The sequence below is a fragment of the Variovorax paradoxus genome, assembly GCF_024734665.1.
Taxonomy (GTDB): domain Bacteria; phylum Pseudomonadota; class Gammaproteobacteria; order Burkholderiales; family Burkholderiaceae_C; genus Variovorax.
The window spans coordinates 3,730,217-3,755,659 of sequence record NZ_CP102931.1; the positions used below are offsets into that span (position 1 = coordinate 3,730,217).

Sequence of the window (25,443 nt, forward strand, 5' to 3'; positions counted from 1 at the left end):
CTATTGCGAGTTCTGCTCGCGCATGTAGTGAAGCGCTCCGCGCTCCATGACGCGGATGTCTTCGAAGAGAGCCGCCCAGTCCGCCCGAGGCACGCCAGCCAGCCGGAAGACCGTCGGCAGCGCCCCATAGTCCAGTCCAGTTGCGCCAGCAAAGCCGGTGCGCCACTGGGTGGTCAGCTTGTAGAAAACCGACAGGGCTGCCTGGTGCTCGGGCCAACATTCCGCCGAAAAGCTGGCCTCCTCTACCGTCAACCCGAGCTCGGCCGCTTCATACGGCGTCGCGTCGGGCGTGTAGATGGCCCTGGCCAGCTCGATCAGTTTTTTTCTTTGGCCTTGATGAGCTCGCTGATGTACTTGTCGCGGATCGCCATGGGCGCCGTGATGTAGTTCTGCGCGAGCAGCTTCACGTTCTCCAGGTTGAACGGATCGACCAGTTCCCAGCCGGCGGCCACGGCCATCACCTGGTCTTCGATCGACATCTCGGCCATCTGTTTGATGAACTCGTCCATTTCATCGCGGGTGCGGTGCTTGAACGTGATTTCGACCCTCTCCGCTTCGAGGCCAGGCCGGCAGATCTCGACCATCGCCTTGAAGGTCGGGTTGGGGTTGAGGCTGATTCGTGCCATATCAGCTCGCGTAGCGGATGAAGCGGCCTTGGCTGCGGAAGGTCGCAGTCACGGTCATGATCTGGTTGGCATCCAGCTTCGGCTCGGGGTCGAAACCGACATTGACGTTGTAGTAGATCGAACCACCGCTCGGCAGTTGGGCGCGCAGGATGCGGTTCTTGCCGTCCTGGTCGGCGGCCAGCAGCACGGCGTTCCAGGCCTGCGCGGCGTCGTCGGCGAGCGTGAGCGTCAGCACCTTGGCCTTCCTGAAGGTGTTCTTGCTGCGCTCGATGCCGTCTTCCAGGTAGACCCACTCGACCGACTGCTGTTCGCCGCCGGACGATGCGTTCTGCATCACCTGCGAGATCTGTTGCCAGGTCAGTACCTTGCGCACCGAACCAAGGCCACTGCCCGCAGGGAAGCGCGTCAGATCAGTGGAGTCGTGGCCTTCGAGGTTGAAGGTGTTCGTGGTCGAACCGGCGACGCGTGCGGGACGGTCATTCAGCAGCGGCCAGCCCGAGGTCACCTCCAGGATGTCGCCGTTGGTAAGGCCGTGGGCGGTTGCTGTCGCTTGCGGGGGCGCGGCGTTGCTCAAGATGGTGAACGGGATCGCAGCGGCGTAGCTGGCGGCGAGCGAGAAGATCGTGCCGTTAGGGAGTGATGCAGAAATGATAGTTCCTTTCCGACCGTTGTACGGTCGACTGCTTTCGCCCTTGGAGGGGCATAAAAAAACCGCCATGACGGCGGCTTGCTGCTGAGGCCCCAAGGGGCAGGACACAAGGAAGAAGCACCGAGTACAGCGAGACTTCGTTGTCTTGTTAGCTGCTTAGATCGTGCAGCCTTCGTGATATTTGCGCTTCGCCACCAAATACGCTTGGTGAGCTTCCTCTGGCGTGACGAATAGACCGAGGTGAATGCCCCTGCGCTTGACCTGAATGCGGGCGCGCCACTTGCGGGTTTGCGCGTGATAGAAAACGCCCAAGAGCCCACAGCGATTGGAGGACATCGGGCCACGGATGTTCTGCCTGTTCACCTCGTTTGAGACATCTCGCAAATTGGCAATTCGATTGTTTCCTCTATCGGAGTCACGATGATCAATGTCTTGTTTTGGCCACTCACCGTGCACATACAGCCACGCCAGCCTGTGGGCAAGAAATCGCCGTGAATCGATGGATACACGGTAGTAGCCCTTTTGATTGCCGCTCTTGATGAGGAAGTCCGCTCGATCACCAGCATGATGTCTTTGTGCAGTCCGCACCTTGCGAACGAACATGCCAGTTTCCGGGTCGTAGTCCAGGAGCTCACGCAGACGCGCTGCCGTCAAGATTGATCCGTTCATCTACCTTTGCCTCCATTAACGATCACTCCAGATGCTGAAGTCCTGGCGCGAGCCGCGCAGCTTTGTCTCGGAGTCGTAGTCGGCGATCTGGCCGCCGATTACTTCGACCTGGAATTCGGTTGCGAGCAGCATCGCGTTCTCGATCTGCAGGCCGATTGCTGCAGCTTCCTTGCGCGTCGCGGCCCACACTGCAGCCTGAAAACGGCCGTTCTTCTTCGAAGGCAAGGCGCGCTCGACGAATGAGATCGGAGTGCCGCCGACCTGCTGGTACACGATGTAGGGCGTCACGGCGTCTTCCGGCGCGACATCGGGATATGCACGGCCGTCAACCAGGGCGGCGAGCACGTCGTGAAGATCTGCCTCGACCGTCATATTGCCTTCTTCACTTCCTGGACCAGATAGGCCCGAGCCACTTCCATCGCAAAGTCACGACGCGCCGCGTAGGCCGGGCGCAGAAACGGGTGTGCCGGAGCCCGGCTCGTACCGAACTCGACCATGAAGCCATAGGGCACCTTCTGGTGATTCCACGCGATGTGATACGTCGCCCTCGCCTTTCCGCTGTTGTCCTTCGAATAGACCTGGTAGATCGCGTTGCGCAGGCTGCCGGGCTCGAAGTAGTAGCGGACTCCCGTTGACTTGCTGTTCTTGCCGTAGAAGTAATGCGGCTCCGCGGACTGCGGCACCCGCAGTCGGGCTTCCAGGTAGAGTTCTTCGGCCCCTGCTTGGGCAGCGGGGCGAATCGATTCCTCTGTGGCTCGCTGGATGCCGTCCAGCCATGCATCGGCGCCCGACGTGTCGAAGCCGATGTGAAAAGCACTGCCGTCCGGGTTGCCTCGACCGTTAGCCATTGTTGGCACCCGTCTCGCAGACCAGGTCGATGTACTGGCGGCTTTGCTTGTTCGGCAGGACGGCCTTGATGTCGTAGATCCGGCCTTCGTCATCGACAACACGCATGCTCGCGAGCACGTCCGTGCGTCGGCGAATGCGAATGCTGGCCTTGACGATGCTCACGGGCGAATCTGCGCGCGCCGATTCGAGCCCCGACAGAAAGCGTATGTCTGCCCACACTGAATCAAGTACAGGCCATCCAGGAATCGGCTGACCGAGTTCGTCCTGCACGGTGCCAGCCTGCTGGATGGTGATCCAGTCCTTGAGCGTGCCGGCTCTCACGGCATCATCATCCGGCGGTAGGGGCGAAGCAGCGCGCGAGCGCCGTGCGGGAGTTCAACCGCGGTCGCGGCGATCACCACGTCTTCCCGGCTTTCGAACAGATGCCCCAGGATCAGCAGCACCGCCGAGATGATGCTCGGATTGACGACGATGCCATTGAGCGCCCGTGCCGTGCCTGCCCGGGCAGCACGAAGCAGCGACTCCGCGATGTTCACGGCGTCGCGGCGATCGCTGACGTTCTCGATCAGCGCTGCCGCAGCGATGGCCTCTTCGTAGGCAACGCGTGCGGCGGTCAACGCTGCGGGCAGCGCCTCAATTGCGGTGTTCATCGCATCGGCATCGGCGTAGATGACTCGGTTCAGATACTGCGAGGCATGGTCTTCCGCGCCCGCCATGTACGGCCCGATCTGCTCCTGTGGGTACGTCGCGCCCACGCGCAGGTGCGCACGAGCCTGATCGAGCGTGATGACGGGCATGGTCAGCCCTTGCCCTTCGCCTTGGGCTGCTTGTCGTCGCCCTGCTCCAAGGCGTCGAGCTCACGCGCACCAGCTTCGAGTTCGGGCGGGCATTCGTCGCCCGCCTGGTACTCGACCGGGTAAATCTCCCCGTCGGGGACACCCTTGAACGGCTTGCTTAGCTTCATGGTGTCCCCCTGCTTACGCCGAGATCTTCAGCGCGCGCATCGGCTCGGGGTTGTGAACGCCGCCACCAACGCGCTTGGTCGTGTAGAACAGCACGTAGGGCTTCGCAGTGAACGGGTCGCGCAGGACGCGCACGCCGACACGGTCGTACACCGTATAGGTGCGCTTGAAGTCACCGAACAGGGCCGGCACCGAATTGGCGGCGATGTCGGGCATGTCCGGCACCTCGGTAATCGGGAAGCCGGCCAGGGTGGCAGGCTGGCCTGCCACATAGGACGGCTGCCAGAGGTAGTTGCCCTGACCGTCTTTCAGCTTGCGGATCGTGCCCTGCGACTTGCGGTTCATCGCAAATCCAGCGTTCGCGGTGAATGCCGAAGGCAGGTCGTAGATGAGATCGACGATCCCGTCCGAGGTGATCGCAGCCGCGGCACCGCTGTTCACGGTCTTGATCGCGCCGAAGGGATGCTTCGCTGCGTTGGCGCCGCCGGTGACGTAGGTGAGGATGCCGAACGGCTTGTTCGTGCCGTCGCCGGAGAAGAATGCGGCGCCCTCCTGCTTGGAGAACTCAGTCTCCACTTCGCCCGCGAGCCAGGCTTCGAGATTAATGGCCGAGTCGTCCAGGATCTGCTGGGTGGCGGCCGGGTTCGCATAGATCTCGCCCCAGCCGAAGCCGAGCGAAGCGAAGGTGCCGGTAGCAGTCTGCGGACGCGCTGCGGTCTCGCCAACCCAGCCCGATGCGGTGCCGCCCAGGTTGAACAGCTTGGTCAGGCCAGCCCCCGACACCGGCTGCACCGTGGCCAGCTGACGCATCGAAGAAACGAGCACGAGCTTGTCGGTGATGGTGCGATCCCACTCCACCGGGGCGAGGTAGCCGCCTTCGCCGTCCGCGCCCTTGTTGAGCGCCGCCTGGACATCGCCCTTCTTGAAGTGCGCGCGGAACGCACCGGTGTATTCGGCATCCGCCACGGCCTTGCCGCCGGTGCCCGCACCCATCTGGGCCGCAGCCAACTTCACGTTGGTGTCGTCAACCTCCCTCTGCAAGCGGGCGATGTCCGCGTTGATGTTCTCGACTTTCAGGGCCTGCAGCGCATCGGCGTTGCCCTTCTTGATGTCTTCGAGCTGCTTGGTGTGCTCCTCCTTGAAGGTGGCGAAGGCCCTGTTGAGTGCTTCGACCGTGGCCTTGATGTCACCCGGAGGGCCACCGTCTGCGCGAATGGCAATGAGGCCGCGCGGGACGGGATTCGCGGAAGCCTTGGCAGCGACTGCATCGACGGCGGACGCATAGGAGGCACCGGCGGCCAGGACGGAGAGCGCGGCAACAGCCGCGAGAGAGATGAGAGTGCGTTTCATGATTGGACCTTGAGGGAGTTGGTGAGAGAAAGCAGCAAAGCTGCGGTTTCGCCAGCGCCCGGCATGGCGGCTTCAGAGGCAGCGCCCGGCGTGCCAGTGAAAAGGGACTTGAAGGCATCACGGCGAGCGGTTCGGGAATGCCCCGCACGCGCCATCGACGCTTCGATCAGCGCGAGAGCCTTCTTGCCGCCCTGCGCCTTGGTGTCTTGGGTGATGTCGGAACGCTCGATCAGGCCAGTGGCAAAGCCGTCATCGACCGCTTGCGCCGCGCTGATCCAGGTTTCCTTGTCCATCAAAGTGGCGGTCTCAGCCTTCGACAGGCCGGTGCGCGAGGCATAGACCTGCGCCATCGCGTCGTCGAACGGTGCCAGCCGTGCGGCTGCGTCGGCCATGTCGTGGCGGTTGCCGATGGCGACGGCCCATGCGTTGTGAACCATCAAGAACGCGCCATCACCCATCAGGATCTCGTCGCCGGCCATCGCGATCACGGACGCCGCCGAGGCAGCAAGCCCCATCACGCGCACCGTGACCTTGGCCTTGTGCTCGCGCAGCATGTTGTAGATGGCGACACCCTCGAAGAAGTCGCCGCCAGGAGAGTTGACGTTGACCGTCACGTCTCGGGCGCCGATGCTGCGCAGTGCCGCGCTCATGCGCTTGGCCGTGAAGCCCTGCCCGTCCCACGACTCACCGATGGCGTCGTAGATGGAGATGGAGGCCTCGCCTTCCACTGCGGCGCGCACCTCCGGCTGCCAGCGCTCGAGCGCATCAGGGCGAACGTCGAACTGTGCGACGCCCAGGCGGTGATCGGCCCGGATCTCAGGCAGGTTCAGGAGGCTCATCGTTGTTCCTTGATGCCGGCTTGCCCGGCTGGGTCATCGGGTTGCGCAGTGCGTCGGTTTGTGGGTCGGCAGATTTCGGGAGGTCGGACAGCTCACGCACCTCGTTCTGCGACATCCAGGGCGCTTGCCCGCCGGCGCCGAGCGCCTTGGAGAAGAAGGCAGCCTGGTCGGCGAGCGTGCCGCGCAGCAATGCGCCCTCGTTGAACTTGTATTGCAGGCGACCGAGTTGCTCATCTGGAAGAAGGCAGCGCGCGGCTGCCTGCTCCCAAGACACGAACCAATGCGAGAGCCCGTACTGGATGAAGAAGATCGCCAGCTGCTGGATGCCACTGCCCCAGCTCGTGTCATCCATCATCAGAAGCGGCCTGGGCACGCCGTACATGCGCGCGGCTTCCTCGATCTGGTGGTTTCGGTTCTCGATCTGCTGCGACTCGGACGCCGTGCTGGCGAACTTGTTTGCCTTCGCGTTCTCCTCCAGCAGCATCCAGCGGCCGGCGTTCTCCGCGCCCGTGTAGTCGGTGTCGAGCGACGACTTCATCCGGTTGTAGGCGTTCTCGGAAAGCTCCTTGGGCACCTCGATGGCACCGCCCGCCATGACACCGGTCTTGAACGTCCGCGATGCTGCACGCTCCGCCTGTTCGGCCAATTCCAGGGCATCACGGCCCAGCTTGACGCGCGAGATGCCGTTGATGCCGTCGAGAGAGAGATCGCGCAGGTGGAACACCTCTTTCGCTGGCAGGCTGATCTGATTGCCGTCCGGCGTCGTGTAGTCGTACTGCATCTGCCAAGCGCCATTCAGACGTGGCTTGGTCGAACCACGGTCCATCGGGATCAAGCGGATCGGCCGGCTGCCTGACCAGATCACGCGCGCAAAGGACTGCCCGTCGAGCAGGGCCCGAAGTTGCAAGAGGCTCTTGAACTCGATGGGCGTCTGCCAGTCGTTCGGCTTGTACTTCAGCAGCCGGTGTGCCGGGTTGTCGCTTTGCACCTGCTTCTTGTCGTCGCTGCTTTGCAGATTCACCGGCAGCATGCCGATCGATTCGGAGATCAGCGTCACGCAACGCAGCACCGCCATGTTCCGAAGGCTGCGGTCACGGGCCGTATCCACGCCGGCCGTGGTTCCGCCGCGGATGTACTCCAACAGCGCCGGATCGTCGAGGCCGCTGAACTGATGCCCCTGCGAGGCCTCCGCGCGCGGACGCGACTGCACCTCCGACGCATTCGAGCGCCGGAAGAAGTCGAGAATCTTCATTCAGTCGGTCCTTACAGGAAGCGGATGCCCCGGGTTTCGTAGACGGAGTTGCCTCGCGCCTCGGGGTTGAGCGACAGAAGCGTCACTGCGTTGAATGTGGCCATCAACGGATCGATCTTTGCGGTGCCGGAGGCCTGCTTCGTGATCACAATGGCGTTGCCCTTCGGCTCGACCTTCGCGTTGCCGACCGACCAAGCCATCAGGGGCTGACCGCCATGGATCAGCGCGCCCTCGGCGAGTTTTCGTTCGGTCGTCTTGATCGCGCCGGTCATCTTCCAGCCCTGGCTGATGCCAATCACCTTCTCTTCAGGCACCTCGGCCTCCACAAGGGCATCCAGGATGCCGCCCAGCCCCGCCGGGTCGCAGCCGATCTTGTCCAGCAGACCCGATGCCTCGCACTGAGCGGCGACATCAGCCGCTCCCGCCACGTCTTCACCGATCGCGCTCACCAGGATCAGGTCGCCGTCCTTGGCGAAGTCCTGCAGGCGCGGGGCAATCTCCTTGCGCCGTTCGAGTACCGAGGGATGTGCCCACGCACGGGTCCACAAGAGCCAACGCTTGCGCAGAACAGTCTTCGCTGGGACAACGGCTTTCGTTTCTTCGTCGAAGTGCTCCGGGATGAGGAACTCTTCAGCCTTCCTGCGCCGGCCGGCCACCGCGGCGCCGAGCAAGTCGTCCAGACCACCGCCGTCGATTCCCATGTCCACCACTTCGCACTCGTCGAGCAGTTGCTCGAGGGTCAGACCAGGAACCTCGGCTCGTGGCACCCAGAAATCGGCACCCGCCCAACGGTCGGACCGCAGATTCATGCCGATCTCGACGTTCAGGTGCTTGGCCAGGAACTCCTTGAAGTCCTTCTCGCCGCCCTCCAGCGCCTGGCTGTGCAGCTGCGTGATACGCGCGATGTCCACCGACGCGCCCCAGTTCGGGTTCGTCACATAGGCATTCGCCAGATCCTTGTGCGCTCCCGCATCCAGCATGGACTGCGGGAACTCGTAGATCACGGGCAGGAACCGCGGATCCTTGATGAGCCCATCGCGCACCTTGCGCGCGTAGCTCAGTTTGTCCTTGAACACGCCGGCCGGCGGCTCGGCCGACTGCGTGGTGGCGTAGATCACGAACCCATCGGGCCGCGATGTCAGGCCACCCGTGGCCTCCAGCAGCATGTTCGAGGCCTTGGCCTGCTTGCCGAACTCGTGCAGTTCGTCAACGAAGACGAACGAGGCCTTCTTCCCCGAAACCGTGTCACTGTCTGCGGCCACCACCTTCAGCGTCGCCGCGTTGTCGCGGTGAGTGATGGTGCGGAAATAGTCCTGCACCTTCAGCATGGCCGCCAGGTCGTCGTCCGCCTTGATCATGTCGCGGATCGGCTTGTAGCTGTTGTCCGCGATCTCCTTTGTCGGCGACAGGATCAGCAGTTCCGCCGAAGGCCGCCAGTTCAGCACCAGGGCGGTCAGCATGATTCCCGCCGCGGCTGTCGATTTCATGTTCTTCTTGCTGACCATGAAGAAGAACTCGTTGATCAGCCGGCGCCCTTGGTCCGCGTCATACGCTCCGAAGATCGCGCGTACCCAATCCTTCACCCAGGGCAGGCAGGCCTCGCGCATGGTCGGCTGGCCGGCCACATCCACCAGGACCAGACCGCCGAAAACATCCCACGCCTCATCCGCCTGCGCCTTGAAGAGCGGCGGCGAGGAGATGAGGCTCTCGCGCGCCACGATCCTGCGTTCCCAATCGACGCAGGCGGTGGACCACTCCACGAGTTACTTGCTCGCGACCAGGCGCGGGCCCTGCCGCACCGCGTACTTGCCACCAGCCGGGCGCTCAGGCACCGCCGGCTTGGGCGCTTCAGTCTTCTTGGCGTGCTGGACACCCAGCAGTGCGATTGCGGCCTTCAACTGAGCCGGGCTCGGGTCCAAAAGCCCCTGCATGGCCAACGTCAGGAACTCTTTCGAGTCTTCAGTGCTTGCCGGATCTGCGGTTTTCGGCTTGCGGCCGGCGCCCGGACGGGCACCACCCCAACCTTTGGAGTTTTTTATCTTTTCCATGATTACGCCACCTCCTGAACAGCGGAAACCCTCTCCAGCGCACGATGGATATGCTCAACAACGATCTCCGGAGCCGCCCAAAACCACTCGCCGCGCTGACGGACATCACTCAACGCTTTGTGGACTTCTTGCTCGACCGCGAATGCAATTGCCTCACCCGGAAGATGGAAGCTATGCGCAAGCATCAACTCCCGCCACGTCCCCACCTGAAGGTGAGAACACCGCCGCACCGGGTTGCGAGCAACGCCGATCTTGCAAATGTCGGGCTGGGCGACTTCATGAACCACATAGACGAAGCAAGATGTTTGAAGGCCGGCGCGCTCGCGGCGCTCCTTGGGCTTGATTTCGCCTGCGGCTAAGGCCGCGTGATAGGCGTTCGATTTCCGACCAGCCCCTAAGCGGGCACCGCCACTTCGACCACGTTTCCCTGCCATCTTGATTTCCCTTTGATTCCGGGGCGTGTTTTGCGCGTGAGGAACCGATTGGTTTCCGGCACACCGGGTCGGCAGGCTTTCGATGCCCCCTCCCACCACGCCACCCCCTGCGCCGCGTCAGGCGGGCCGTGGCTGCACGATCTCGATCTCAGCGGCCTCTCGCCCTTGCTCTCGCCTCTGCATCTGTCTTGGCCTTGTGACACGGCACATCGCACAGAGGCTGCAGGTTGCTGTCGTCGTTGGTGCCGCCGTCTGCCAGCTCGACGATGTGATCGATGTGGTCCCGGCTCGGCACCCAGGTCGCCCCGCACTTCGCGCAGCGGTAACCGTGGGCAAGCGCTACACGCTCTCGGGTTGCCATCCATGCCCGGCCGCGCTGGCGCTCCACCGTGCCCGCCTTGGTCTGCAGCATTGGAGTGCGGGTCAGGCTGGACGCAGTGAGTCTGGGCTTCAGGATTGCGAGTGCCATGAGGTTCGTCCTCCGTTGGACACAGCCCTCCGTCCTTGAGGCGCCTCGGACGATCAAGAAACCCATGTTTATGGGATACCCGAGATGACCCAACCGGTCACGATCACTAGCGCCAACTACTGGAGGAAAGAATGAAATTGAATATCCGGCGCAATGCTGTCGTCCTGGCAGCAATCGCACTGACTGTGTCACAGGCATTCGCTGCGCCTCAGACCACTCGGGTAAAGGGAGGGGATGGTCAGACGGTCACGATAACCACGTCTGGGGGGTCAACGAAAGTCACTCGTGGCGGTGTTTCCGACACCAGTAACGAGTCGCACAAAGAAGCAGTCCGCCGCGTTAAACGCGAAATTGCGGATCGAGAACGCTAGACAGAGCTTTCAGCGCGAGGCATAACGCAGCAATTCTTGTGAATCCAGATGCGAGGACTGCGAGTCTCGCTGCACCGTCAATTTCTAATGCGGCTTGGAATATTTCAACCACTATGGCACAGTGAATCGCCAACATAAGGGTACGGCCTATGACACACGGATCTGCGCAAGGTGCTGAAGAGGTACATCGGGCAAGTTCAGCTACGCGAGACCTTGCTCTGGTTGCCCTTTTAGCTGGATGCTGGCTCATTCTGTGGACGGTCCTCAACCGTTTTTTCCCTGGACTTACGCTTGCCCATGAGGTGTTGAATCTTCTCTCGGTCATAGCAATTTTTCTTGTTCACCCTTTCGCGCTTCCATTCGGGGAGGATCTGGATCAGAACCGCTTGAGCGAATTGGTCGATGTTCACAAGGCGTTGCTTGAGAAGAGTACCGAGTCAAGTCTGGCCATCCTGTTGCGCTGGAATGAGCAAGTGGGGAGGGAACCCTCGTGACGAACACATTGAAAGTCGCCGACACGGCGCAATCGCATTTCCTCTCTATCACCAACGCGTATTCGACCCGATTGATCTCTCGTGCAGACATCATCGCCCGGACACGAAACGGCACGACGATCGACATCGGCGACCTTGACCGAGCAAAAAAGCAAATCGCCAATGGAACTCGGATCAGCATCTTTGTGGCAATGATCGCGTCCGGTCTAGTTGGTGCGGGTATCAGCAATGGCGCTCAGAATTTTCTCGACGCCAAGTCGGGCATCTATACGCTTGTCTTTGGCATCATGTTGATTGTTGGCGCATTGGTGGCTTGGTTCACCTCTCGACCGAGGTAGACAAGTCGAAATCGCCGATGCCTCTTAACTCATGAAAAGCCCGCGCCGTGCGGGTTTCGTTAATTCTGGCGACGCCGCTCCCTTCGAAGGGGGAAACAAGCCTTGAGAGTGAAGCACGTTCATCTCTTATCACCATCTAAGAAAAAATCCGCCGGACTTGCGCTAGCTGCGACGCGCCACAATCGGATTTCATCAATCAACTGAGGAGAAGTCATGCCGTTTGGGCTTGCAGAACAACAAGCGGGGCTTCTTGCCTTGGACAATGGCAATCCCGTCGATCCGAAATGGATTGACTGGTACTTGGAGCAGGGCTACGTCGAGCGCGTGGACGAGGTGACCGGGACGCCCGTGGATGCCGAAAGCCCGAAGACGGTGATCCGTGTGACGACAGCCGGATGGGGGTTCATGCAGTCAAACCTGCGTTGACCTGCACGCCGGTTGTCGGAATCCGAAGAGAAAAGTACGGTGCAATCTCAATCAACGAGGAGAAGTCAATGTTCAAGTGTCCCAAGTGCGAAAAAGTCATCCAGAAGCCGAACGTCCAAGCGGTAGCTGCCAACATCGTGGGCGGAGGGACGCTCAAGAGCATCGCCTACACCTGCAGTTCATGCTCCACGGTTCTTTCAGTTACCCCAGATCCATATGCGCTGAAGGACGAAATCGTCGCCGCGATCAAGCGGGGATAAAACGACGAAACCCGCCGAGCTTACGCAGGGCGGGTCATCAACCTGAAGAGAAAGCTCCGCCATCGACGGCTGAGCTGCTCTTATTGTTCCCGGCTCACCCGGGATTTGTACAGGCAAGCGTGATTATGCCACTGAGTTGAACTTCTGAAAAGAGGTCTCACGCTGAACCCTCAGCACACCATTACACATTTCTTCGTGAGATGTTCAAAGCCCCACCAGTCCAGAGTTCTTGAACGCGCTCGATGTAGGGTAGCCAGTCTGCGATGCTAAGGCGGTACGCTTCAGAGAGCTTTTCGATTTCCACGCGACGAGGAGAGGCTACCTCACCTCGCATAGCCGGAGCAGTGCCCGCGTAGTGCTTTAACTTAGCCTGAAGGTCGATATGTTTCTCATAGAGGCCCAGCAAAATCTCGCCAAGTTCCGAGTCGGAACTGATAACGATACTAAGAATCTCGACATCGAACGGACCAGCTTGTTCGAAAAAATCGAACGCGTTTTTGAAAGGCTCCCCGCTCATTTCGGTTTCCAAGTTGATCGCTATTCTCACTTGGCCTAGCGATAGTTGCATGCTGCGGAACCACCGAGGTAAGGGCACTATCGCCAATCGAGCACGTAAGCGCCGTGACCGCTGCTCACGTCGATCGTCGGCGCGAGCAATCCACAGGACAGAAAAGATCGCCCCAATAGACCCCACCGCTTGAAACCAGGACATCCAGTCCGTTAGCGTGCTCTTTTGTTGTCTCGCCAGATGAATTCCACCTACTACAAGCGCAATTGAAAATGCAACCGCGGCCGCCCATAACAGAATCACGCCCGTCCTGCGCCACTGCCATTTTCGTGCGTACCACGCGGCAATCTGCCGCCTTCGACTCCCCATTTGTTCCATAAGCTCCTCCATTGGCAGAATCATAGAGTGCATCAACTTTTATCCCATCGATCGTCAACGAGTCTGGTGCTCGCCCCTTAGCTAGCACTAGCGACCATGTTTTTGACATCCAAATAGCCGGCGATCTGCTTCATCGCCTCCGGCCCGGCCATCGCCTGGTGCTTCTCCATGTGGGCAACGAGCCAATCGGTGATCTCCGCGTGCTCCTTGAAGAGCTTGGCCAACGAAGTGCGCCCGGTGCCCTTGCAGGGCTTGCACTTCACGCCGAGCGTAGTGCTACCCGGGATGACCGTGGCCCCGTGACCGCCGCAGTTGTCACAGGTCGGATTCCGATGCCACGCAACGCAGCCTTGAGCCAGATCGTAGGCCTGCACCCGGTTGAGCTTCACCTTCATCGCCCTCGCCTGCCGCCATGCGTCGTCGGCCAGGATCTCGACCAGCTCACGCGCCGCGGTGCTGTCACCCAGGAACAGCCGCTGCAGCGCCACGGCCAAGGGAAACTCACGGGCAGCGAGCCCCATCGCTCCCAGCACGTCCGAGTCTGAGCGGGTCGTGCGCTCGTTGATCTCCAGGTTCGTCGAACGAACTGCGCTGGCGTAGCGCTCGATCACGTTCATGCACGGCCTTTCAAGCTATCGCCGATCCGTGCCGCCAGGTTGCGCCTGCTGCTGTCAATCGACGGTCGTCCTGTCGCGTCCTCCATGCGGCGCAGCAACTCCTTCAGCTCGGCGTCCGTGGCCTGCCCGCGCTTCTTGAGCATCTGGGCAAAGCCGGCGATCACCTCTGCCGTAGCAGCCCGGTGCGCGTTCATGGTGTCGGCGAAGAAGTCCGACGCCTTCAGGTACTGCTCGAATTCCTTCATGCTCATTGGGGAACCTCCTGATCTTGGGTTAGATATTCCGATTGGTCATCCGCGCGTCCGGGCGTAGGGCCCAGTGCTTTCGACGTAGTTGCCCGTGAGCCGCAGGTACTGCAGCTTCACCAGCCCCACGCGGCCCACCGACTTCTTCCGAATCTTCTGAACGTGGATCTCCACGAAGTCGGTCTGAGTGGTCTGATCCCTCCACACCGTGACGCAGTTGTCCGCCTTGTTGCGCCAGTGCGCGGAGCCCGCCACGTCGTAGGGCGTGGGCACTGGATAGCCGCCATCGGTCTTTTTCTCCAACTTGGTCGGGTGCGCGACGATCCAGAGGTGGACGCCATGCGAGCGCGCAAACGCACGGAATTTCGACAAGCTCTGGCTGATGTATTCCGTCTCGCTCATGCCGCCCGGCCGGGTGTGGTCGATCTCGTTCCAGGGATCGAGCAGCACACCTTGCACCCCATGTCGCTTGACGATGGAGCGCAGGCGCTCAATCAAGGCATCGACGGTTGGCAGCTCCGGCAGGATGAAAACGAAGTGCTGGTCCAGGAAGTCGATCGCATCGTCTTTGTCCTTCGGCGTCATGCGTTCGGTGGGACCGTCCGCGAACGGCTTGTCCATGTACTTCTCGGCCAGCTTCGACAGGTGGTATTCCGTCGGTTGGTTCTCCGGCGAGAACACCGCGAACCGCCAGCCGTGCTGGTGTGCGAGTTGCACCATGAGCGCGTCCAGCCACTCGGATTTGCCGTGCCCAGGAATGCCTGTCACCAGCGTCCACTCGCCAGGCATGACCGTGTAGCACTCGTCCACGCTGTACCAGCCCGTGCGCAGGCCCTTGGGCATGCCGAAGCGATAGAGACGATCCATGCTCTCCCTGAACTCGCGCACGGTGTGCTCGCCTTCGACTGGAACCCATGTCGCCGCGTCGATGCACTCGCGTAGCGTGATGGCACCGTAGATCGCCAGCACGTCGTTCGCGTCCTTGCAACCCTCTGGCCAGCGCACCACCATGCATGAGTCACGGCCAAGGCGGCGCAGCAGCTCGTCCTCGAGACGCACGCCCGGCTCGTCGTTATCCACCGCGATGATGTGGACCTTCGCGCGCTCGAGCTCCGGTGCGTCGAGAAAGTCGAATTTGCTGGAGTAGTTCTTGGTGTTCGGCGTCGGCGCACCGTCAGGCACGCTGACGCAGGATGCGAAGCCGGCCACCTCCACCGAGAGCTTGTCCATCTCACCCTCGACCCAGATCAGCTTTTCGCCGATGTCGTTCAGGCCGTACAGCACTCGCTCGGCGCCCGCCTCCATGCGGAACAACTTGTCCTTGGTCCGGTACTTGACGTTGATGACCTCCTCGCCGCGGTAGTACGGGAACATCACCGCGCCACGCCGCTCTTCGACCTGGGGGATATAGGCCGTCCCGGACCCGACGCGATTGCGCCGCAGCACCTCCTGCGTGATGCCGCGCCCTGCGAACCACTTCAGCGCCTCATCCGACAGTTCGGTGTTGTTCGCGATGTACGCAGGCCGGCGCCAGGTCTTGACGATGACCGGCCGTTGCTGCTCACCGCTGCCCAGGCCGCCCGACCAGCCGCAGTGGTGGCACGTCCAAACGCCCTTGTCGATGTTCACCGACAAGCACCGCGCCCGCTTGTTGCGCCGGGCTTCGGAGCACTTCGGGCAGGTCGTGTCCTCTTCGCCCGAGGCGTGGCGCACCTCGATGCCGAAGTCGAGAAAAGTCTTCTGCGTCACAGCACCACCGCCTGATTTCCGCTCGCCGCAGCAAGGACATCCCCGTCTTCCGCGCCCTCCCATCGCCGGTTTCGGATGTAAACCAGCGGCGCCGGGATGTATTCCCCGCCGTCCTTGGTCCAGTCTCGGGAAGCCTTCATCCGCTCAATGTGTCCAATGATCGCGTCAGCGAGCTCTTCGCAATCGTGCTTGCGCCAGAGCTTCAGGCATTCGCCCTTCTCGCCCTTGCGGTGGTGCTTCGGCCAGGCCTCCCACATGCGAACGAAGCCCGGCGGGAACTCGGGTTTGGGGGGCCTGCCCCCCGTATCTGTATCTTCTTTATTCTGGGTAGTGGGTAGTGGGAGTTGGGAAGTGGTGTCTGGTGTCTGGGTAGCCGTGACAGGCGTTGCAGGTGCCGTGACAGCTCCCGTGACCTCGAACGTTTCAGGTGCCGTGACAGGTGTTGCAGGTGCCGTTGCCGGCAACGCTGCCACCAACGCTCTGAGTTCCTTGATGCCAGTGTTCCAAGCGGCATGCCTACCGGCATTGGTCAGCGCCGCGAACAGCGTGGCGCGCTCTTGGCGATGCCGCTCGGTGCGCGCGTCCTCATTGGCCTTCTTGGCGACTCGCTCGGGCTCACCGGCCAGATACCGCGCGATTTCGTCGTCGCAACGATCCTGGTGCCAGCCGTCGTCGCGTAGATCGAAGAACTCCGACAGCACGGCCTCGACGGCCGCCTTCTCCTCTTTCGACTTCGCGACGATCAGGCGCTGCACCTTCTCGATTTCGACCGGCAATGGTTTCTCGCTCGCGTAGTACTTGCGCAGAAGGCGCGTGTACACGCCGTCCTCGAGGATGCTCAGATGTTGTGTGGCCTCAGCGTAGTCGCCGATGTGAAGCTCAAAGTAGTTCAACGCCAGGCCCGTCCTTCGTGAGCCATGCACCACAACGCGCTCGACCAGGAGCGGTGGATGCGGAGGTAGTAGATGAAGTGCGCGATATAGATCACGCGGTTTGTAGCGCGGCGCATCAGTCCTCCCATTCCAGGCTTCGGACCGACTGCAGCGATGACATGTGCTGACGCGCGAGGGTCAGGACGGCATCGATGTATGTTGGGTCGAAGCACCGGGCATCACTCGACACGACGCGCAGTCCCGCATGGGCCAGTACCAGCGCGAGCTTTTCAAGGTGATCGGACAACAGCCGCGAAAGCGTGCTCTCGGGCATACCGATCGCCGTGGCAATGGCCGTCTGCTTCGTCTCCCGCTGGGTGGCCTTGAGCACCGTCGAGACAATCTTCTGGGCCAATTCCGCGGGGCTGTGTGTGCTCTCGCTCATGCAGCACCTTCCAGACTGTTGCAGTGCGGTGCCAAGTCGTTCCAGAACATCCCGACCGCTGCATGCGGCCTTGCTGGTTCTTGCAGGGGAGCTCTCCGAGACTTCGTTCCCATGACCTCACACATCGCCCCAAGACGAGTTCCGGCCCACGATCCGGACCTGATCCACCAAAGCACGCGAACCAGCATCGCGACTAATGCGGATCCGAGCGGCCTGATGCCGGCGCGCATCACATTGCGCACGTCGAAGCTTGAGATCCGATGGATCGATGGCGACGTCGTTCTGCGGTTCAGCGCAACCGTCGTGGACGTGACGCCAAGCAGCAGTTCACGGTCGGCCCGGAGACCCTGGTGAATTGGTGCCCGCCACCTCGCGGGGTAGAGTCCGAGCACCACACTACGGACCCCGCGAGGGGCAGACAAAATGTCCAACGAAGAACTCGAGAAGCACGTCATGTCGCTCTTCGGCCTATCGGAGCAGACCTCGAAGAACGCGCTTGCGGCCGAAACCCGATTGCAGGCTCTGACAACGTTGGTCATCGGCGTGCTCCGAGCAGTCTCGCAAGAGCCGCGAATAGCCGCCGTTGTGGCCGAGCAGATTTCGATCGCGGCGGACAGGGCATACGAGCGGAACCTTGCAGATCCTGTCTCGGACGAGTTTCTGCAGCAGCGCGATGCAGCGCTCCTAACGATGATCCCGACACCAATGCGACCACTTGTGAAGCTGCCAACGCAGTCTTGACGCGGGATTCGAGGCTGGCTGGATGCGTCGCGTGCATCAGCTTCACGGCGCGCGTGCGCGGGCCGTTCTTGCGGGTGCTACGCATGGCGCGCCTCCCACGTTCTGGTGACGGCCATGAAAGGCACCCCGTGCGAAGATGGTTTTTCCACAACTTCACTTCGCACGGGGGCCTCCATGAGCAACCTCTTGTTTGGCTACGACCTGAACAAGGCGGGCCAGGACTACGCCGGCTTGATCGCCGACATCAAGCAAACCTTCCCCACTTACTGGCATTGCTTGGACTCCACGTGGATCGTGTCCACCGACTGGACACCCGTGCAGTTGCGCGACTGGCTCTGGTCTCGCATGGATTCCAACGACGAAGTGTTCGTGGTGGACATCACGGGCAAACCCGCTGCCTGGGCAGGATTCAACGACAACTGCAATTCCTGGCTGAAGAGCGTCCTGTAGCTTTCTCCGTCACATTCAATCTGCGTTGCGTTCAAGAGCGCGAACGGAATCCCGTTGCGCTTGCAGATCGTCCCGGCCGGCAAGACGAAGACCTCGGGCCTGTCGCCCGGAAAGAGTTCGCTGGTGCGGGGCATCGGTCAGGCTCCCGCAGGTTCGGACGGATGCGTCAACACTGCGTGCAAGCTGCGCAGCGTCTGATACCCGGGGTTGTCAATGTGGTTGTTGAAGAACTTCGACAACCAGGAGTAGCTGATACCTGATTGCGATGCGATCAACTGCCATTCGCCCTTCCGAGAGCCCAGCAGTTCGCGCACTTCGACGTCCAAAGGTTGTGGTGTGCTCATGCCCGCAAACATAGCAAAACTTTGCTTTGAAAACAAGCAATACTTTGCTCAATCTGCCAGCCAGACTCTCCTCAATGGGAAAAATCTCGATCAATGCTGTTTTCGCCGCCAACCTGAGGCGGCGCATGGATGCCGCTGGGTTGTCGCAGGTATCACTCGGGAAGCGTGCAGGCGTGGCTCAGCGCTCCGTCGGCAACTACCTCAACCCGAAGGAGCGCGAGGCGGGAGCGAAGGGCAAGGAACCTTCAGCCAAGCTCACCGAGATGGCGATGATCGCGGACGCACTCGGCGTCGAGCCGTGGGAGATGCTGATCCCAGAAGCGTCCGAACGTGATGCCAGCGTTGAGAAGTTCGTGCTAGAACTGAGCGCCCTCTTCCGAGGAATGCCCTCAAAGGCGCAAGAGGCGTTGCTCGAACAGGCGAGGATTCTTCACAAGGCGACCCGCTCTGAAGAATTGCAATAGCTCCCTCACCAGCGATTGAAAGTCTAGAGTGAGCAATCCACTCCACGCAAAAATTGCCGATGCGGTCCACCAAGAGATCGTCCAAGTCCTCACCCCTCTGGGTCACTTCCTAGCGGCGGACGACCCTCAGATCGTTGCATGGATGGACGCCTTAGAAAAGGCACTTCCAGCCGGGCGCGCGAGCGCCTTTTTGCGCATGGCCGACGTCATGCACTTGACAGGAAATATTGACCAGGTTGATCGATTCATTACTCGGGCAGAGACCAACGGGATCGACCCTTGGCTCGGAAGGTCGCACAGAGCAGCCATGTACCAAAATCTGGGGTTGTTTAGCCGAGCGCAATCAGAAGCCCGCCTGGTCTTTTCGGTTCAGTATCAAAATGTCGGCATGGGTCTTCCTCATGCAGTTGGAAATGGTGGGTTCGGTTTCGCGCGCGAGCTTCTGGAGCAAGCGCGCGTTGCTCAGATCCCGCTAGACCAAGTAGATCAGCTTGATGAAATCGAGCGAATCGCTGATGGAACTCGCGATTTAGGTGTTCCGGATGAGGCGTTCGCGCGCGTTTTGGACATCGCCGGTGACTTGATGCGGGAACGTGGGCTCCTATGGCTCGACCGAGCACCTCGATTCTCGTTCGACGAAGAGATGGGTTGCCCAGGCATCCGTTACCGATTGGAAGTGACTCCTGAAGAGGCGGCCGAGATGGATGCGGAGTTCATTGACCGCGTAGTGGCGGCCGATCTGGATCGCTTGCCCTTAACGGTCGGCTTCGTGGGCACAGTTGAATCGACTTCCACTGCGGAGGCGTAAAGTGGCAGTTTCACCGGCGGAGCTTCTCGCTGCTGCAGCGGATCTCACAAGCAAGACTGAAGGCATAGAAGCAAAAGCTCGCGCAGCTATCAGCCGCGTGTATTACGCCGCATATCACGACTGTCTCGCTTGGCATGCGGCATTGCCAGCCCCGGGGACAGTACCCAGTGATGTAAAAAATCAAGGGGTCCATGTCGAATTCGCCGCGCAGTTGCAGAACCCGGCCTCATCACTGACTGACGATCAGAAGCGCATTTCGCGAGCCAAGGGTGTCGCTCTTCGCCGACTTCACGGAGACCGCGTCGATGCGGACTACCGACTAAGAAAGAACATCTCGGCCCATGATGCACGCACCGTCTTGGCTGCCGCGCGCCGCCTCATCACAGCCGTCTAGGCTAGCGGCTCTTCACAAGCCCGCTGCGAGCGGGCTCTTCTTCGCCGCAATGCTCTGCTGAAGGAGGCGTTCAAATTTTGAAGCAAAGTTTTGCTTGAATGATTAGCAAAGTATTGCTATTCTTAAGCCTTCATCATGGAGCGACAGAATGCAAGGACTTAAGGACAATGCCCAGCGCACCACCGGCGTACTGACCAGCCTCCCGCCAAACCTCAAGGACTGGCTGAAGCACCAGGCCATCGACCGCATCACGCAAAACGCGGATGGCGACTGGATGGTCGACGGCGAGATCTGCCGATGCAGCTTGGGCGCCCACAAAGGCATGGCGCGTGCGACCCTCATGGCGAAGCAGTACCAGGAAGCTGATGCCGCTGGCCGTGAGCGGCTCTTGAAAGAATGGTCGTGAGCGCTGTGGCGACCACGATCCCCCTCGAGGTGCTGATCAGCGCCCAGACCACCCTGGACCTGGTCAGCAGCTCGGCCGATGTGGCACCACTGCTGCGCATGAAGTGCGCAGAGCAGGTCGGCATGCTGCGGCACTACACGAAGGGCGCACTCAGCGACCTGACTGTGGCCATCGAGCAGAAGGCGGCCGCCTCGTGATCGCGCTCGCCCTGCTCTACCGAGCTTTTGCCGCAGCACGCCGCGCCAGCGTCATCGGCCTGCTGTTCGTTCTGTTCTTGCTCGGCCTGATTGCGCGCGCGTTCTGGAGGTGGGCATGAGCACCATTGGCAGTCGCATCAAGGAAGCGAGAGGCGCGCTCGGCTGGAGCCAGGTGCAACTGGCAGACGAAGCCGGTGTGACCCAGAGCGCGATCGGCAACATCGAATCCGGCCTGCGCCAGCGTCCGCGGGAACTAGTGTCGCTCGCAAAAGCATTGCGCGTCTCACCAGAGTGGCTGGAGACGGGCAAAGGGCCCAGGACCGAACGCGCCTCGCTCAAGCTCGTAGGTGCCGATGCCGAGCCGTCAGTACGGGCGCTGGTGGAGTACCTGGCTGAGATCGCCGCTCAGCAGCGACCGACTCTTCGAAAGAATTTGGCGAACCTGCTGGTCGATCTGGTCGAGCACCCCGAGGACACGGCGCTAGTTGAGCAGACCATCGCGGACATCGAGCGGTTCTTCACTCCACCCCAGAAATAACAGGGTTCCTGCTCAGGTCATCGCTGTAACGAAAAGTTATAGTCGCCTGCAGTAAAGGAGAGAGGGAATGAAAAAACTTACAGCTTGTGTTCTTGCGTCCATGATCGTACTGGTTGGCTGCTCGAAGCCAACGGAGACGGTTATCCCGAGTGACATGGCCACTTGGGACAAGGACCTCGCGCCTTCAATGAAGAAGCTGTCCGACGACGAACGACAGCTTGTTGCCGGCTACCTCGCCCGCGCAAAGATGGGCGAAGTGTTTGGCGGCAAAGGGGTGCCGATAGGCACAACAATCGCGAGCGCAATCGAGCAACAGAGGCAGTGGATTGCAGAGCGTGAGCGAAAAGACGCCGAGGCAGCTGCGCTAAAAGAGAAGCTAGCAGCAGAGCGTGCCCAGAAGATCGCCGAACTCGACAAGGCTGTCCTCGTCACCTTGGTCGAAAAGAAAGAGCTACCGAGGAACTTCGAGATCCGACGATACAGCGACTACCAAGAATTCAAGATTGGCGTGAAAAACACCAGCAGCAAGCCGATCGCTGGGGTGGCAGGCAGCCTGGAGTTTGTGGACATCTTCGACAAAACAGTCGGAGGCGTGAACTTCCGTATCACAGAAACCATCAAGCCAGGCGAAGACATGGTCTGGACCGGGGGGCGCGACTACAACCAGTTCCTGGAGCAGCACAAAGCCGTCTGGAACCTTGAACCAGGCAAATACAAGACCCGTTTCGTGCCTGAGACCGTCATCTTCGCTGACGGATCGAAGCTGACCGCTGGCGAGTAGCCCGCGAATGAAGCTCTGTCACGGCAAGATCCTCGTCGAGTTCACCGAGTACAAACAAGGAAGTCAGATCCTCGAGTTACGCCGTCAAAGCCTCTGCCATGGCCAGTGAAATAGTACGACCCAGACAACAATTACCGGAGGAGAAAATATGTTCGGAGGGATGAAAATCACGGGCGGAAGCTTTGGCACTGACGGATACGCCTACGTAAAGGGAGATGCCTTCGACATTCGAAGCTCGCGCAAGCAGCTATATCCGCTCACATCGATTGCGCGGGTCGATGCTCGCACCGAATCGCAGAAGAACTTCGGTTGTTTCTCTTTCGTGATCGGCGCAGTGATCTTCGGCTTCATCTTGAACGTGGTGATTCCAGGTATTGGGTTCATCCTGGGCATCATCATCGCCGCGGCACTGTCGTTCTACACCACCAAAAAGCAGATCGTGGAAGTCAGCTTCTCTGACGGGATGCGGGTGGTCATTCAGTGCTCCAGCGGCCAAGTTCGGAGGCTTGTGAGCTTGCCCTTGACGAAGTCGATCGGTCGTTAGGCGAAGATGCTCGCCTGGATCCAGTTCCGTCTCTGCTGAGCCAGATGTGGAAAAGCCCTCGGGAGAGGGCTTTACCTAGGCGCTCGATCAATCTCGGAATGCGTGGCGATTCGCTTTAGGTTCGCGATATTGCTGATCAGTTCGAACGTAATCTGGTGGGATTTGTTCGTGAAGACGTCTATTTTCCAGATCGTCGGCTTTGCATAGTCCTTGAGAGGGTGCAGTCTCAAGCTCTTTGCCGCTGGATTTTTCTGAAGGAGGTCGAGCGCTTCTTTTGCGGCTTTCTGGATCTGAGGGTCGAGAGCGGACAGTTCGATTCGAAATCGCTCAGAAAAGTCGAAGCCCGCAACCGTGATAGCCACGCGCTCAGACCTTCACACCCATCGCCAAGAAGAGCTCATCAACAGAGCCATAGGCTTTTCCACTGGAAGGCACCAGAAGTGCATCATGCGTTTCCACCCAGTCCAGAAGGTCAACATGGCGATCGTGGAGATCACGCAGCCCCTCAAGGAAAGCGTCGAAGGCATCAACAATGCCATCCTCGGGGGTCAGTCGACTGTCTTTTTCAGCCGAAGCCTTGCGCGCCTTGTTATCCGCATACATGCGGCTTGCGGAGTCCAAGCATTTATGCAGCAGATCACAGACTCGGCCACTGGGGTCAAGGGGGCAATCCGATTGCTCGGATTTCAGCTTGGCAAGACAGTCCTCAACCTCTCCGGCCATGATGCGCACATAAGCTGTATCAGCCTTGAGCACGCCAAGGGTCGTTTCGATTGCAGAAAGCAGTTGAAGGTTGCGGGCGGCAAAAGCTTGCACCGACGCCGCAGTACCGAAACCGGAACCATGGATGTGGGCTTGCATAGTCGTCTCTCAAAACTCGACTTCAGGATAGTCGCCATCCTGGCAGGAGGACCTTCCTGCCACAGCATCACAACGCGGTTACGGCGCGCCATGATGACAAAAGTTATTGTGACGCGTCTCTAGCGCTTTTTGCTCCCTCTTTCGGGATTCCCCTACTGCTCATTTGTGCAGCGCAAAAACAGGAAAAACTCCAGAGCGACAATAGGTTTAACGCTATTAATATTATAGCAACCCGTCACGAAATCTTCACGGTGAATGAACAGTGCACACGTCTGCACAACTCGTTGCGAGGAAATTTTCAGGACTCTCAGAATCATTTTGGAGCCGGACCGCCTCCTCCAAGGGGAGGCCAACCGCCATCCTGAGGGAACTGGAGAGCTGGCTATATGGGTGCTCTATCGCCCGTCACAAGTCGCCTCGGCTTAGGCCTAGCCGTCCCTGAGGCGGCTTTTTCATGGGAATTCGCTACCACCGGCCATCCAACACGATCTCCGACACCCGCACCCGCTGCAGCTCCGAGCTGATCCCGAACGCAAGCGCAACGTAGTCAGCACACTTGGCCAGCAGCGCCTCGCCGCTCGTGCTGTAGAGGTCGGCACACACCGTGATCTTGAGTGGGGCAACGAAGCCGGAAGGCCAGTGAGTCGTTGCCTCGACCTGGTCAACGTGCCGCCTTGTGGCGCAGGCGATGGCGGTCGCCGCCAACTCGCCCCAGCCCCGCCGCCGGAAAGCAGGATCCATCCAGGCCTGGTCGAGCTCGACCTCCAACTCGACCTCGTCTTCCATGCCATCGAAAGCATCGGCGATCCACTTCAGGCCGAACGAGACGAAGCCAACGGCGCCACCGCCGCCGCGATCAGTCACGACCGCCAGCAGATCGGTGGCCACGTATGCACGCACCGCAGACCTCGCTGCGAGAACTTCCCCGCCATGTTCTGTGTAGAGATCGAGGCTGGTGCCAAGCCCGCGGAGATTCGCCTCCCGCAACGGCGCACCGCTGAGCCGGCTGAGCCCCTCCTCCGTCTTGTAGGTCTCGTCGGCTCCGTGCAGCTTGCGTAGCTGCTGCGCCCAGGCTCGCATCCGAGCGCACTGCCGAGTGACGATGTAGACCACGCCCCTCACGTTCTCGTAGAACTCCTCATCGTCCCAGGCGACAGGCGTCACAGCATCCGGGTAGACAGGATCGATCGGCTTGGTCAGCCGGAGGAACAGAGGGTGGCGACGGCCGCGAGGTTCAGGCATGCGCTTTTCTAGCGCGGATCCTCAGAAAGCTTGAACACGGGGTTTTCGGTCGTGATCGGCATCGCATTAGGTGGCCTTTTCCGGTACGCTGATGCCATAGGAGATGGAAATGCTGAAGCTGCTCAACACAGGATGGATCGCACACAAGTACGGCAAACGGCGCTGGATTCACTACGCGCTCGCAGCGATTTTCCTATTCGTATTTGGCTTTGCCATCGCGAATTTCTTAACTATTCCTGCGATGCTGAATTCTGGCGCCGACACAGCGCTCGCCGGATGGACATTTCTCAGTTTCGCCTGTCTGTCAATGCTCACCCTGATCTACAGCATCTGGCTCAGCTATACCGATGAGGCGCATGGGACCTACGCCGAGGTCGCGGAGCGCTATCGCACCCACGGCTGGTAGAGCCTTGCTTTCCAAATCAAGCCCGCCTCGCGCGGGCTTTTTCATGCCCGGGGCCGGAATCGGGCCGCCACGCTTTACCGTTGAAGCGCGACTACCGAACTCCTATGACGCGAACAACGCGGCGCGCCAGCGCCTGCGAAGTGGCTCGTGATCGCCAGTTCGGATGTCCATGGTCACGGTCAAGCCTGGAACGCAGCCGAGGCGGAGTTTTCCCCAAAAGCCTAGAGATGTTCCCACCTCATGCATGGCCGTGATGGGTAGCGGCTGGCCGCCTGCTGCGCATTGCTGCGAGATGGTTAGCAAGACGCTGCTCGCGTAGCCCTGATCCCTGAACTGGGGCTCGATATGCAAGCCATCCACATACACGCACTCGAAAAGCGGCGACACCCCATATCCAACGCGCCCCACCCGCTCGCC

42 protein-coding genes are annotated in these 25,443 nt (G+C 60.5%); 16 read left to right on the forward strand and 26 right to left on the reverse strand.

From position 1 onward, the window contains the following. From NWF24_RS17615 to NWF24_RS17690, 16 genes are all read right to left on the reverse strand, one after another. Positions 1-252 carry a DUF1799 domain-containing protein gene (locus NWF24_RS17615; RefSeq protein ID WP_258349641.1) on the reverse strand — a complete coding sequence of 84 codons (252 nt, stop codon included), beginning with the start codon at positions 250-252 and terminating at the stop codon, positions 1-3. A gap of 62 nt (positions 253-314) precedes the next feature. Continuing rightward, positions 315-626: a phage tail assembly chaperone gene (locus tag NWF24_RS17620; protein WP_258349642.1), complete on the reverse strand. Its 312-nt coding sequence runs from the start codon at positions 624-626 to the stop codon at positions 315-317. Between the two features lies 1 nt (position 627). Further along, positions 628-1,200 (reverse strand): phage tail protein, encoded by a 573-nt coding sequence (locus NWF24_RS17625; protein WP_258349643.1) that lies wholly within the window; start codon positions 1,198-1,200, stop codon positions 628-630. A gap of 231 nt (positions 1,201-1,431) precedes the next feature. Further along, on the reverse strand, positions 1,432-1,944 hold the full coding sequence (locus tag NWF24_RS17630) for an HNH endonuclease (RefSeq protein WP_258349644.1): 513 nt from the start codon (positions 1,942-1,944) through the stop codon (positions 1,432-1,434). Between the two features lie 15 nt (positions 1,945-1,959). Further along, positions 1,960-2,316, reverse strand: a complete 357-nt coding sequence (locus NWF24_RS17635) for a DUF3168 domain-containing protein (protein WP_258349645.1) — start codon at positions 2,314-2,316, stop codon at positions 1,960-1,962. Next, positions 2,313-2,792: a hypothetical protein gene (locus NWF24_RS17640; RefSeq protein ID WP_258349646.1), complete on the reverse strand. Its 480-nt coding sequence runs from the start codon at positions 2,790-2,792 to the stop codon at positions 2,313-2,315. The genes NWF24_RS17635 and NWF24_RS17640 overlap by 4 nt, the downstream gene beginning before the upstream one ends. Then, entirely contained in the window at positions 2,785-3,114 is a 330-nt protein-coding gene (locus tag NWF24_RS17645; RefSeq protein ID WP_258349647.1) for a phage head closure protein, read from the reverse strand. The genes NWF24_RS17640 and NWF24_RS17645 overlap by 8 nt, the downstream gene beginning before the upstream one ends. Further along, the gene (locus tag NWF24_RS17650) at positions 3,111-3,590 is read right to left on the reverse strand and encodes a head-tail connector protein (protein WP_258349648.1); all 480 of its coding nucleotides are present in this window, start codon (positions 3,588-3,590) and stop codon (positions 3,111-3,113) included. The genes NWF24_RS17645 and NWF24_RS17650 overlap by 4 nt, the downstream gene beginning before the upstream one ends. Positions 3,591-3,592: 2 nt before the next feature. Then, positions 3,593-3,757 (reverse strand): hypothetical protein, encoded by a 165-nt coding sequence (locus NWF24_RS17655; protein ID WP_258349649.1) that lies wholly within the window; start codon positions 3,755-3,757, stop codon positions 3,593-3,595. A 13-nt stretch (positions 3,758-3,770) separates the two neighbouring features. After that, positions 3,771-5,105: a phage major capsid protein gene (locus NWF24_RS17660; protein ID WP_258349650.1), complete on the reverse strand. Its 1,335-nt coding sequence runs from the start codon at positions 5,103-5,105 to the stop codon at positions 3,771-3,773. Continuing rightward, positions 5,102-5,944 carry a head maturation protease, ClpP-related gene (locus NWF24_RS17665; protein WP_258349651.1) on the reverse strand — a complete coding sequence of 281 codons (843 nt, stop codon included), beginning with the start codon at positions 5,942-5,944 and terminating at the stop codon, positions 5,102-5,104. The genes NWF24_RS17660 and NWF24_RS17665 overlap by 4 nt, the downstream gene beginning before the upstream one ends. Then, entirely contained in the window at positions 5,922-7,196 is a 1,275-nt protein-coding gene (locus NWF24_RS17670; RefSeq protein WP_258349652.1) for a phage portal protein, read from the reverse strand. The genes NWF24_RS17665 and NWF24_RS17670 overlap by 23 nt, the downstream gene beginning before the upstream one ends. Positions 7,197-7,207: 11 nt before the next feature. Next, positions 7,208-8,956, reverse strand: coding sequence for a terminase large subunit (locus NWF24_RS17675; RefSeq protein ID WP_258349653.1), 1,749 nt, complete (start codon positions 8,954-8,956; stop codon positions 7,208-7,210). Positions 8,957-8,959: 3 nt separating this feature from the next. After that, the gene (locus NWF24_RS17680; protein WP_258349654.1) at positions 8,960-9,244 is read right to left on the reverse strand and encodes a hypothetical protein; all 285 of its coding nucleotides are present in this window, start codon (positions 9,242-9,244) and stop codon (positions 8,960-8,962) included. Between the two features lie 2 nt (positions 9,245-9,246). Next, entirely contained in the window at positions 9,247-9,678 is a 432-nt protein-coding gene (locus tag NWF24_RS34270) for a GIY-YIG nuclease family protein (RefSeq protein ID WP_375338386.1), read from the reverse strand. A gap of 148 nt (positions 9,679-9,826) precedes the next feature. Then, the gene (locus NWF24_RS17690) at positions 9,827-10,147 is read right to left on the reverse strand and encodes an HNH endonuclease (protein ID WP_309148835.1); all 321 of its coding nucleotides are present in this window, start codon (positions 10,145-10,147) and stop codon (positions 9,827-9,829) included. 520 nt (positions 10,148-10,667) lie between these two features. Here NWF24_RS17690 and NWF24_RS17695 point away from each other — a divergent pair. The 4 genes from NWF24_RS17695 (at position 10,668) to NWF24_RS17710 (ending at position 12,036) form a co-directional block, all read left to right on the forward strand. Next, complete coding sequence (locus NWF24_RS17695; protein ID WP_258349656.1) at positions 10,668-11,012, forward strand: hypothetical protein; 345 nt, start codon at positions 10,668-10,670, stop codon at positions 11,010-11,012. Next, positions 11,009-11,350 carry a hypothetical protein gene (locus tag NWF24_RS17700; RefSeq protein ID WP_258349657.1) on the forward strand — a complete coding sequence of 114 codons (342 nt, stop codon included), beginning with the start codon at positions 11,009-11,011 and terminating at the stop codon, positions 11,348-11,350. The genes NWF24_RS17695 and NWF24_RS17700 overlap by 4 nt, the downstream gene beginning before the upstream one ends. 213 nt (positions 11,351-11,563) lie before the next feature. Continuing rightward, the gene (locus NWF24_RS17705) at positions 11,564-11,776 is read left to right on the forward strand and encodes a hypothetical protein (protein WP_258349658.1); all 213 of its coding nucleotides are present in this window, start codon (positions 11,564-11,566) and stop codon (positions 11,774-11,776) included. A gap of 68 nt (positions 11,777-11,844) precedes the next feature. Further along, positions 11,845-12,036 carry a hypothetical protein gene (locus NWF24_RS17710; RefSeq protein WP_258349659.1) on the forward strand — a complete coding sequence of 64 codons (192 nt, stop codon included), beginning with the start codon at positions 11,845-11,847 and terminating at the stop codon, positions 12,034-12,036. 181 nt (positions 12,037-12,217) lie between these two features. Here the strand turns inward: NWF24_RS17710 and NWF24_RS17715 are convergent, their stop codons facing one another. The 6 genes from NWF24_RS17715 to NWF24_RS17740 all read right to left on the reverse strand — a co-directional run bounded on the left by NWF24_RS17715 (position 12,218) and on the right by NWF24_RS17740 (position 16,850). Beyond that, a complete protein-coding gene (locus NWF24_RS17715) occupies positions 12,218-12,922 on the reverse strand; it encodes a hypothetical protein (protein WP_258349660.1) in 705 nt (234 codons plus the stop codon). A 77-nt stretch (positions 12,923-12,999) separates the two neighbouring features. Then, on the reverse strand, positions 13,000-13,539 hold the full coding sequence (locus NWF24_RS17720) for a zinc finger-like domain-containing protein (RefSeq protein ID WP_258349661.1): 540 nt from the start codon (positions 13,537-13,539) through the stop codon (positions 13,000-13,002). Beyond that, positions 13,536-13,790, reverse strand: a complete 255-nt coding sequence (locus NWF24_RS17725; RefSeq protein ID WP_258349662.1) for a hypothetical protein — start codon at positions 13,788-13,790, stop codon at positions 13,536-13,538. The genes NWF24_RS17720 and NWF24_RS17725 overlap by 4 nt, the downstream gene beginning before the upstream one ends. Before the next feature lie 39 nt (positions 13,791-13,829). After that, complete coding sequence (locus tag NWF24_RS17730) at positions 13,830-15,533, reverse strand: DnaB-like helicase C-terminal domain-containing protein (RefSeq protein ID WP_258349663.1); 1,704 nt, start codon at positions 15,531-15,533, stop codon at positions 13,830-13,832. Next, positions 15,530-16,426, reverse strand: coding sequence for a YdaU family protein (locus NWF24_RS17735; protein ID WP_258349664.1), 897 nt, complete (start codon positions 16,424-16,426; stop codon positions 15,530-15,532). Before NWF24_RS17735 ends, NWF24_RS17730 begins: the two co-directional genes overlap by 4 nt. 115 nt (positions 16,427-16,541) lie before the next feature. Next, on the reverse strand, positions 16,542-16,850 hold the full coding sequence (locus NWF24_RS17740) for a hypothetical protein (RefSeq protein ID WP_258349665.1): 309 nt from the start codon (positions 16,848-16,850) through the stop codon (positions 16,542-16,544). Between the two features lie 111 nt (positions 16,851-16,961). Here NWF24_RS17740 and NWF24_RS17745 point away from each other — a divergent pair, with 111 nt between their 5' ends. The 3 genes from NWF24_RS17745 to NWF24_RS17755 all read left to right on the forward strand — a co-directional run bounded on the left by NWF24_RS17745 (position 16,962) and on the right by NWF24_RS17755 (position 18,041). Continuing rightward, the gene (locus tag NWF24_RS17745) at positions 16,962-17,204 is read left to right on the forward strand and encodes a hypothetical protein (protein ID WP_258349666.1); all 243 of its coding nucleotides are present in this window, start codon (positions 16,962-16,964) and stop codon (positions 17,202-17,204) included. Between the two features lie 69 nt (positions 17,205-17,273). Then, positions 17,274-17,591 (forward strand): hypothetical protein, encoded by a 318-nt coding sequence (locus NWF24_RS17750; RefSeq protein ID WP_258349667.1) that lies wholly within the window; start codon positions 17,274-17,276, stop codon positions 17,589-17,591. A 174-nt stretch (positions 17,592-17,765) separates the two neighbouring features. Further along, positions 17,766-18,041, forward strand: coding sequence for a hypothetical protein (locus NWF24_RS17755; RefSeq protein ID WP_258349668.1), 276 nt, complete (start codon positions 17,766-17,768; stop codon positions 18,039-18,041). A 137-nt stretch (positions 18,042-18,178) separates the two neighbouring features. Here the strand turns inward: NWF24_RS17755 and NWF24_RS17760 are convergent, their stop codons facing one another. Then, positions 18,179-18,385, reverse strand: coding sequence for a hypothetical protein (locus NWF24_RS17760; RefSeq protein ID WP_258349669.1), 207 nt, complete (start codon positions 18,383-18,385; stop codon positions 18,179-18,181). Between the two features lie 74 nt (positions 18,386-18,459). Here NWF24_RS17760 and NWF24_RS17765 point away from each other — a divergent pair, with 74 nt between their 5' ends. From NWF24_RS17765 to NWF24_RS17800, 8 genes are all read left to right on the forward strand, one after another. Further along, positions 18,460-18,849 carry a helix-turn-helix domain-containing protein gene (locus tag NWF24_RS17765; protein ID WP_258349670.1) on the forward strand — a complete coding sequence of 130 codons (390 nt, stop codon included), beginning with the start codon at positions 18,460-18,462 and terminating at the stop codon, positions 18,847-18,849. 28 nt (positions 18,850-18,877) lie between these two features. Next, a complete protein-coding gene (locus NWF24_RS17770; RefSeq protein WP_258349671.1) occupies positions 18,878-19,657 on the forward strand; it encodes a hypothetical protein in 780 nt (259 codons plus the stop codon). A 542-nt stretch (positions 19,658-20,199) separates the two neighbouring features. Then, entirely contained in the window at positions 20,200-20,457 is a 258-nt protein-coding gene (locus NWF24_RS17775) for a hypothetical protein (protein ID WP_258349672.1), read from the forward strand. Next, positions 20,454-20,654: a hypothetical protein gene (locus tag NWF24_RS17780; protein WP_258349673.1), complete on the forward strand. Its 201-nt coding sequence runs from the start codon at positions 20,454-20,456 to the stop codon at positions 20,652-20,654. Before NWF24_RS17775 ends, NWF24_RS17780 begins: the two co-directional genes overlap by 4 nt. Next, positions 20,651-20,773, forward strand: a complete 123-nt coding sequence (locus NWF24_RS17785) for a hypothetical protein (protein ID WP_258349674.1) — start codon at positions 20,651-20,653, stop codon at positions 20,771-20,773. Before NWF24_RS17780 ends, NWF24_RS17785 begins: the two co-directional genes overlap by 4 nt. Next, positions 20,770-21,192 carry a helix-turn-helix domain-containing protein gene (locus NWF24_RS17790; RefSeq protein ID WP_258349675.1) on the forward strand — a complete coding sequence of 141 codons (423 nt, stop codon included), beginning with the start codon at positions 20,770-20,772 and terminating at the stop codon, positions 21,190-21,192. Before NWF24_RS17785 ends, NWF24_RS17790 begins: the two co-directional genes overlap by 4 nt. Before the next feature lie 67 nt (positions 21,193-21,259). Further along, positions 21,260-21,973: a hypothetical protein gene (locus NWF24_RS17795; RefSeq protein ID WP_258349676.1), complete on the forward strand. Its 714-nt coding sequence runs from the start codon at positions 21,260-21,262 to the stop codon at positions 21,971-21,973. A 148-nt stretch (positions 21,974-22,121) separates the two neighbouring features. Then, a complete protein-coding gene (locus NWF24_RS17800; RefSeq protein WP_258349677.1) occupies positions 22,122-22,517 on the forward strand; it encodes a hypothetical protein in 396 nt (131 codons plus the stop codon). A gap of 71 nt (positions 22,518-22,588) precedes the next feature. Here the strand turns inward: NWF24_RS17800 and NWF24_RS17805 are convergent, their stop codons facing one another. The 3 genes from NWF24_RS17805 to NWF24_RS17815 form a co-directional block, all read right to left on the reverse strand. Further along, positions 22,589-22,879, reverse strand: a complete 291-nt coding sequence (locus NWF24_RS17805; protein ID WP_258349678.1) for a type II toxin-antitoxin system RelE family toxin — start codon at positions 22,877-22,879, stop codon at positions 22,589-22,591. Positions 22,880-22,883: 4 nt separating this feature from the next. After that, complete coding sequence (locus NWF24_RS17810; RefSeq protein ID WP_258349679.1) at positions 22,884-23,378, reverse strand: hypothetical protein; 495 nt, start codon at positions 23,376-23,378, stop codon at positions 22,884-22,886. A 465-nt stretch (positions 23,379-23,843) separates the two neighbouring features. Beyond that, a complete protein-coding gene (locus tag NWF24_RS17815) occupies positions 23,844-24,620 on the reverse strand; it encodes a hypothetical protein (protein WP_258349680.1) in 777 nt (258 codons plus the stop codon). A gap of 109 nt (positions 24,621-24,729) precedes the next feature. Here NWF24_RS17815 and NWF24_RS17820 point away from each other — a divergent pair, with 109 nt between their 5' ends. Next, positions 24,730-25,026, forward strand: coding sequence for a hypothetical protein (locus NWF24_RS17820; RefSeq protein ID WP_258349681.1), 297 nt, complete (start codon positions 24,730-24,732; stop codon positions 25,024-25,026). Positions 25,027-25,443: the final 417 nt, after the last annotated feature.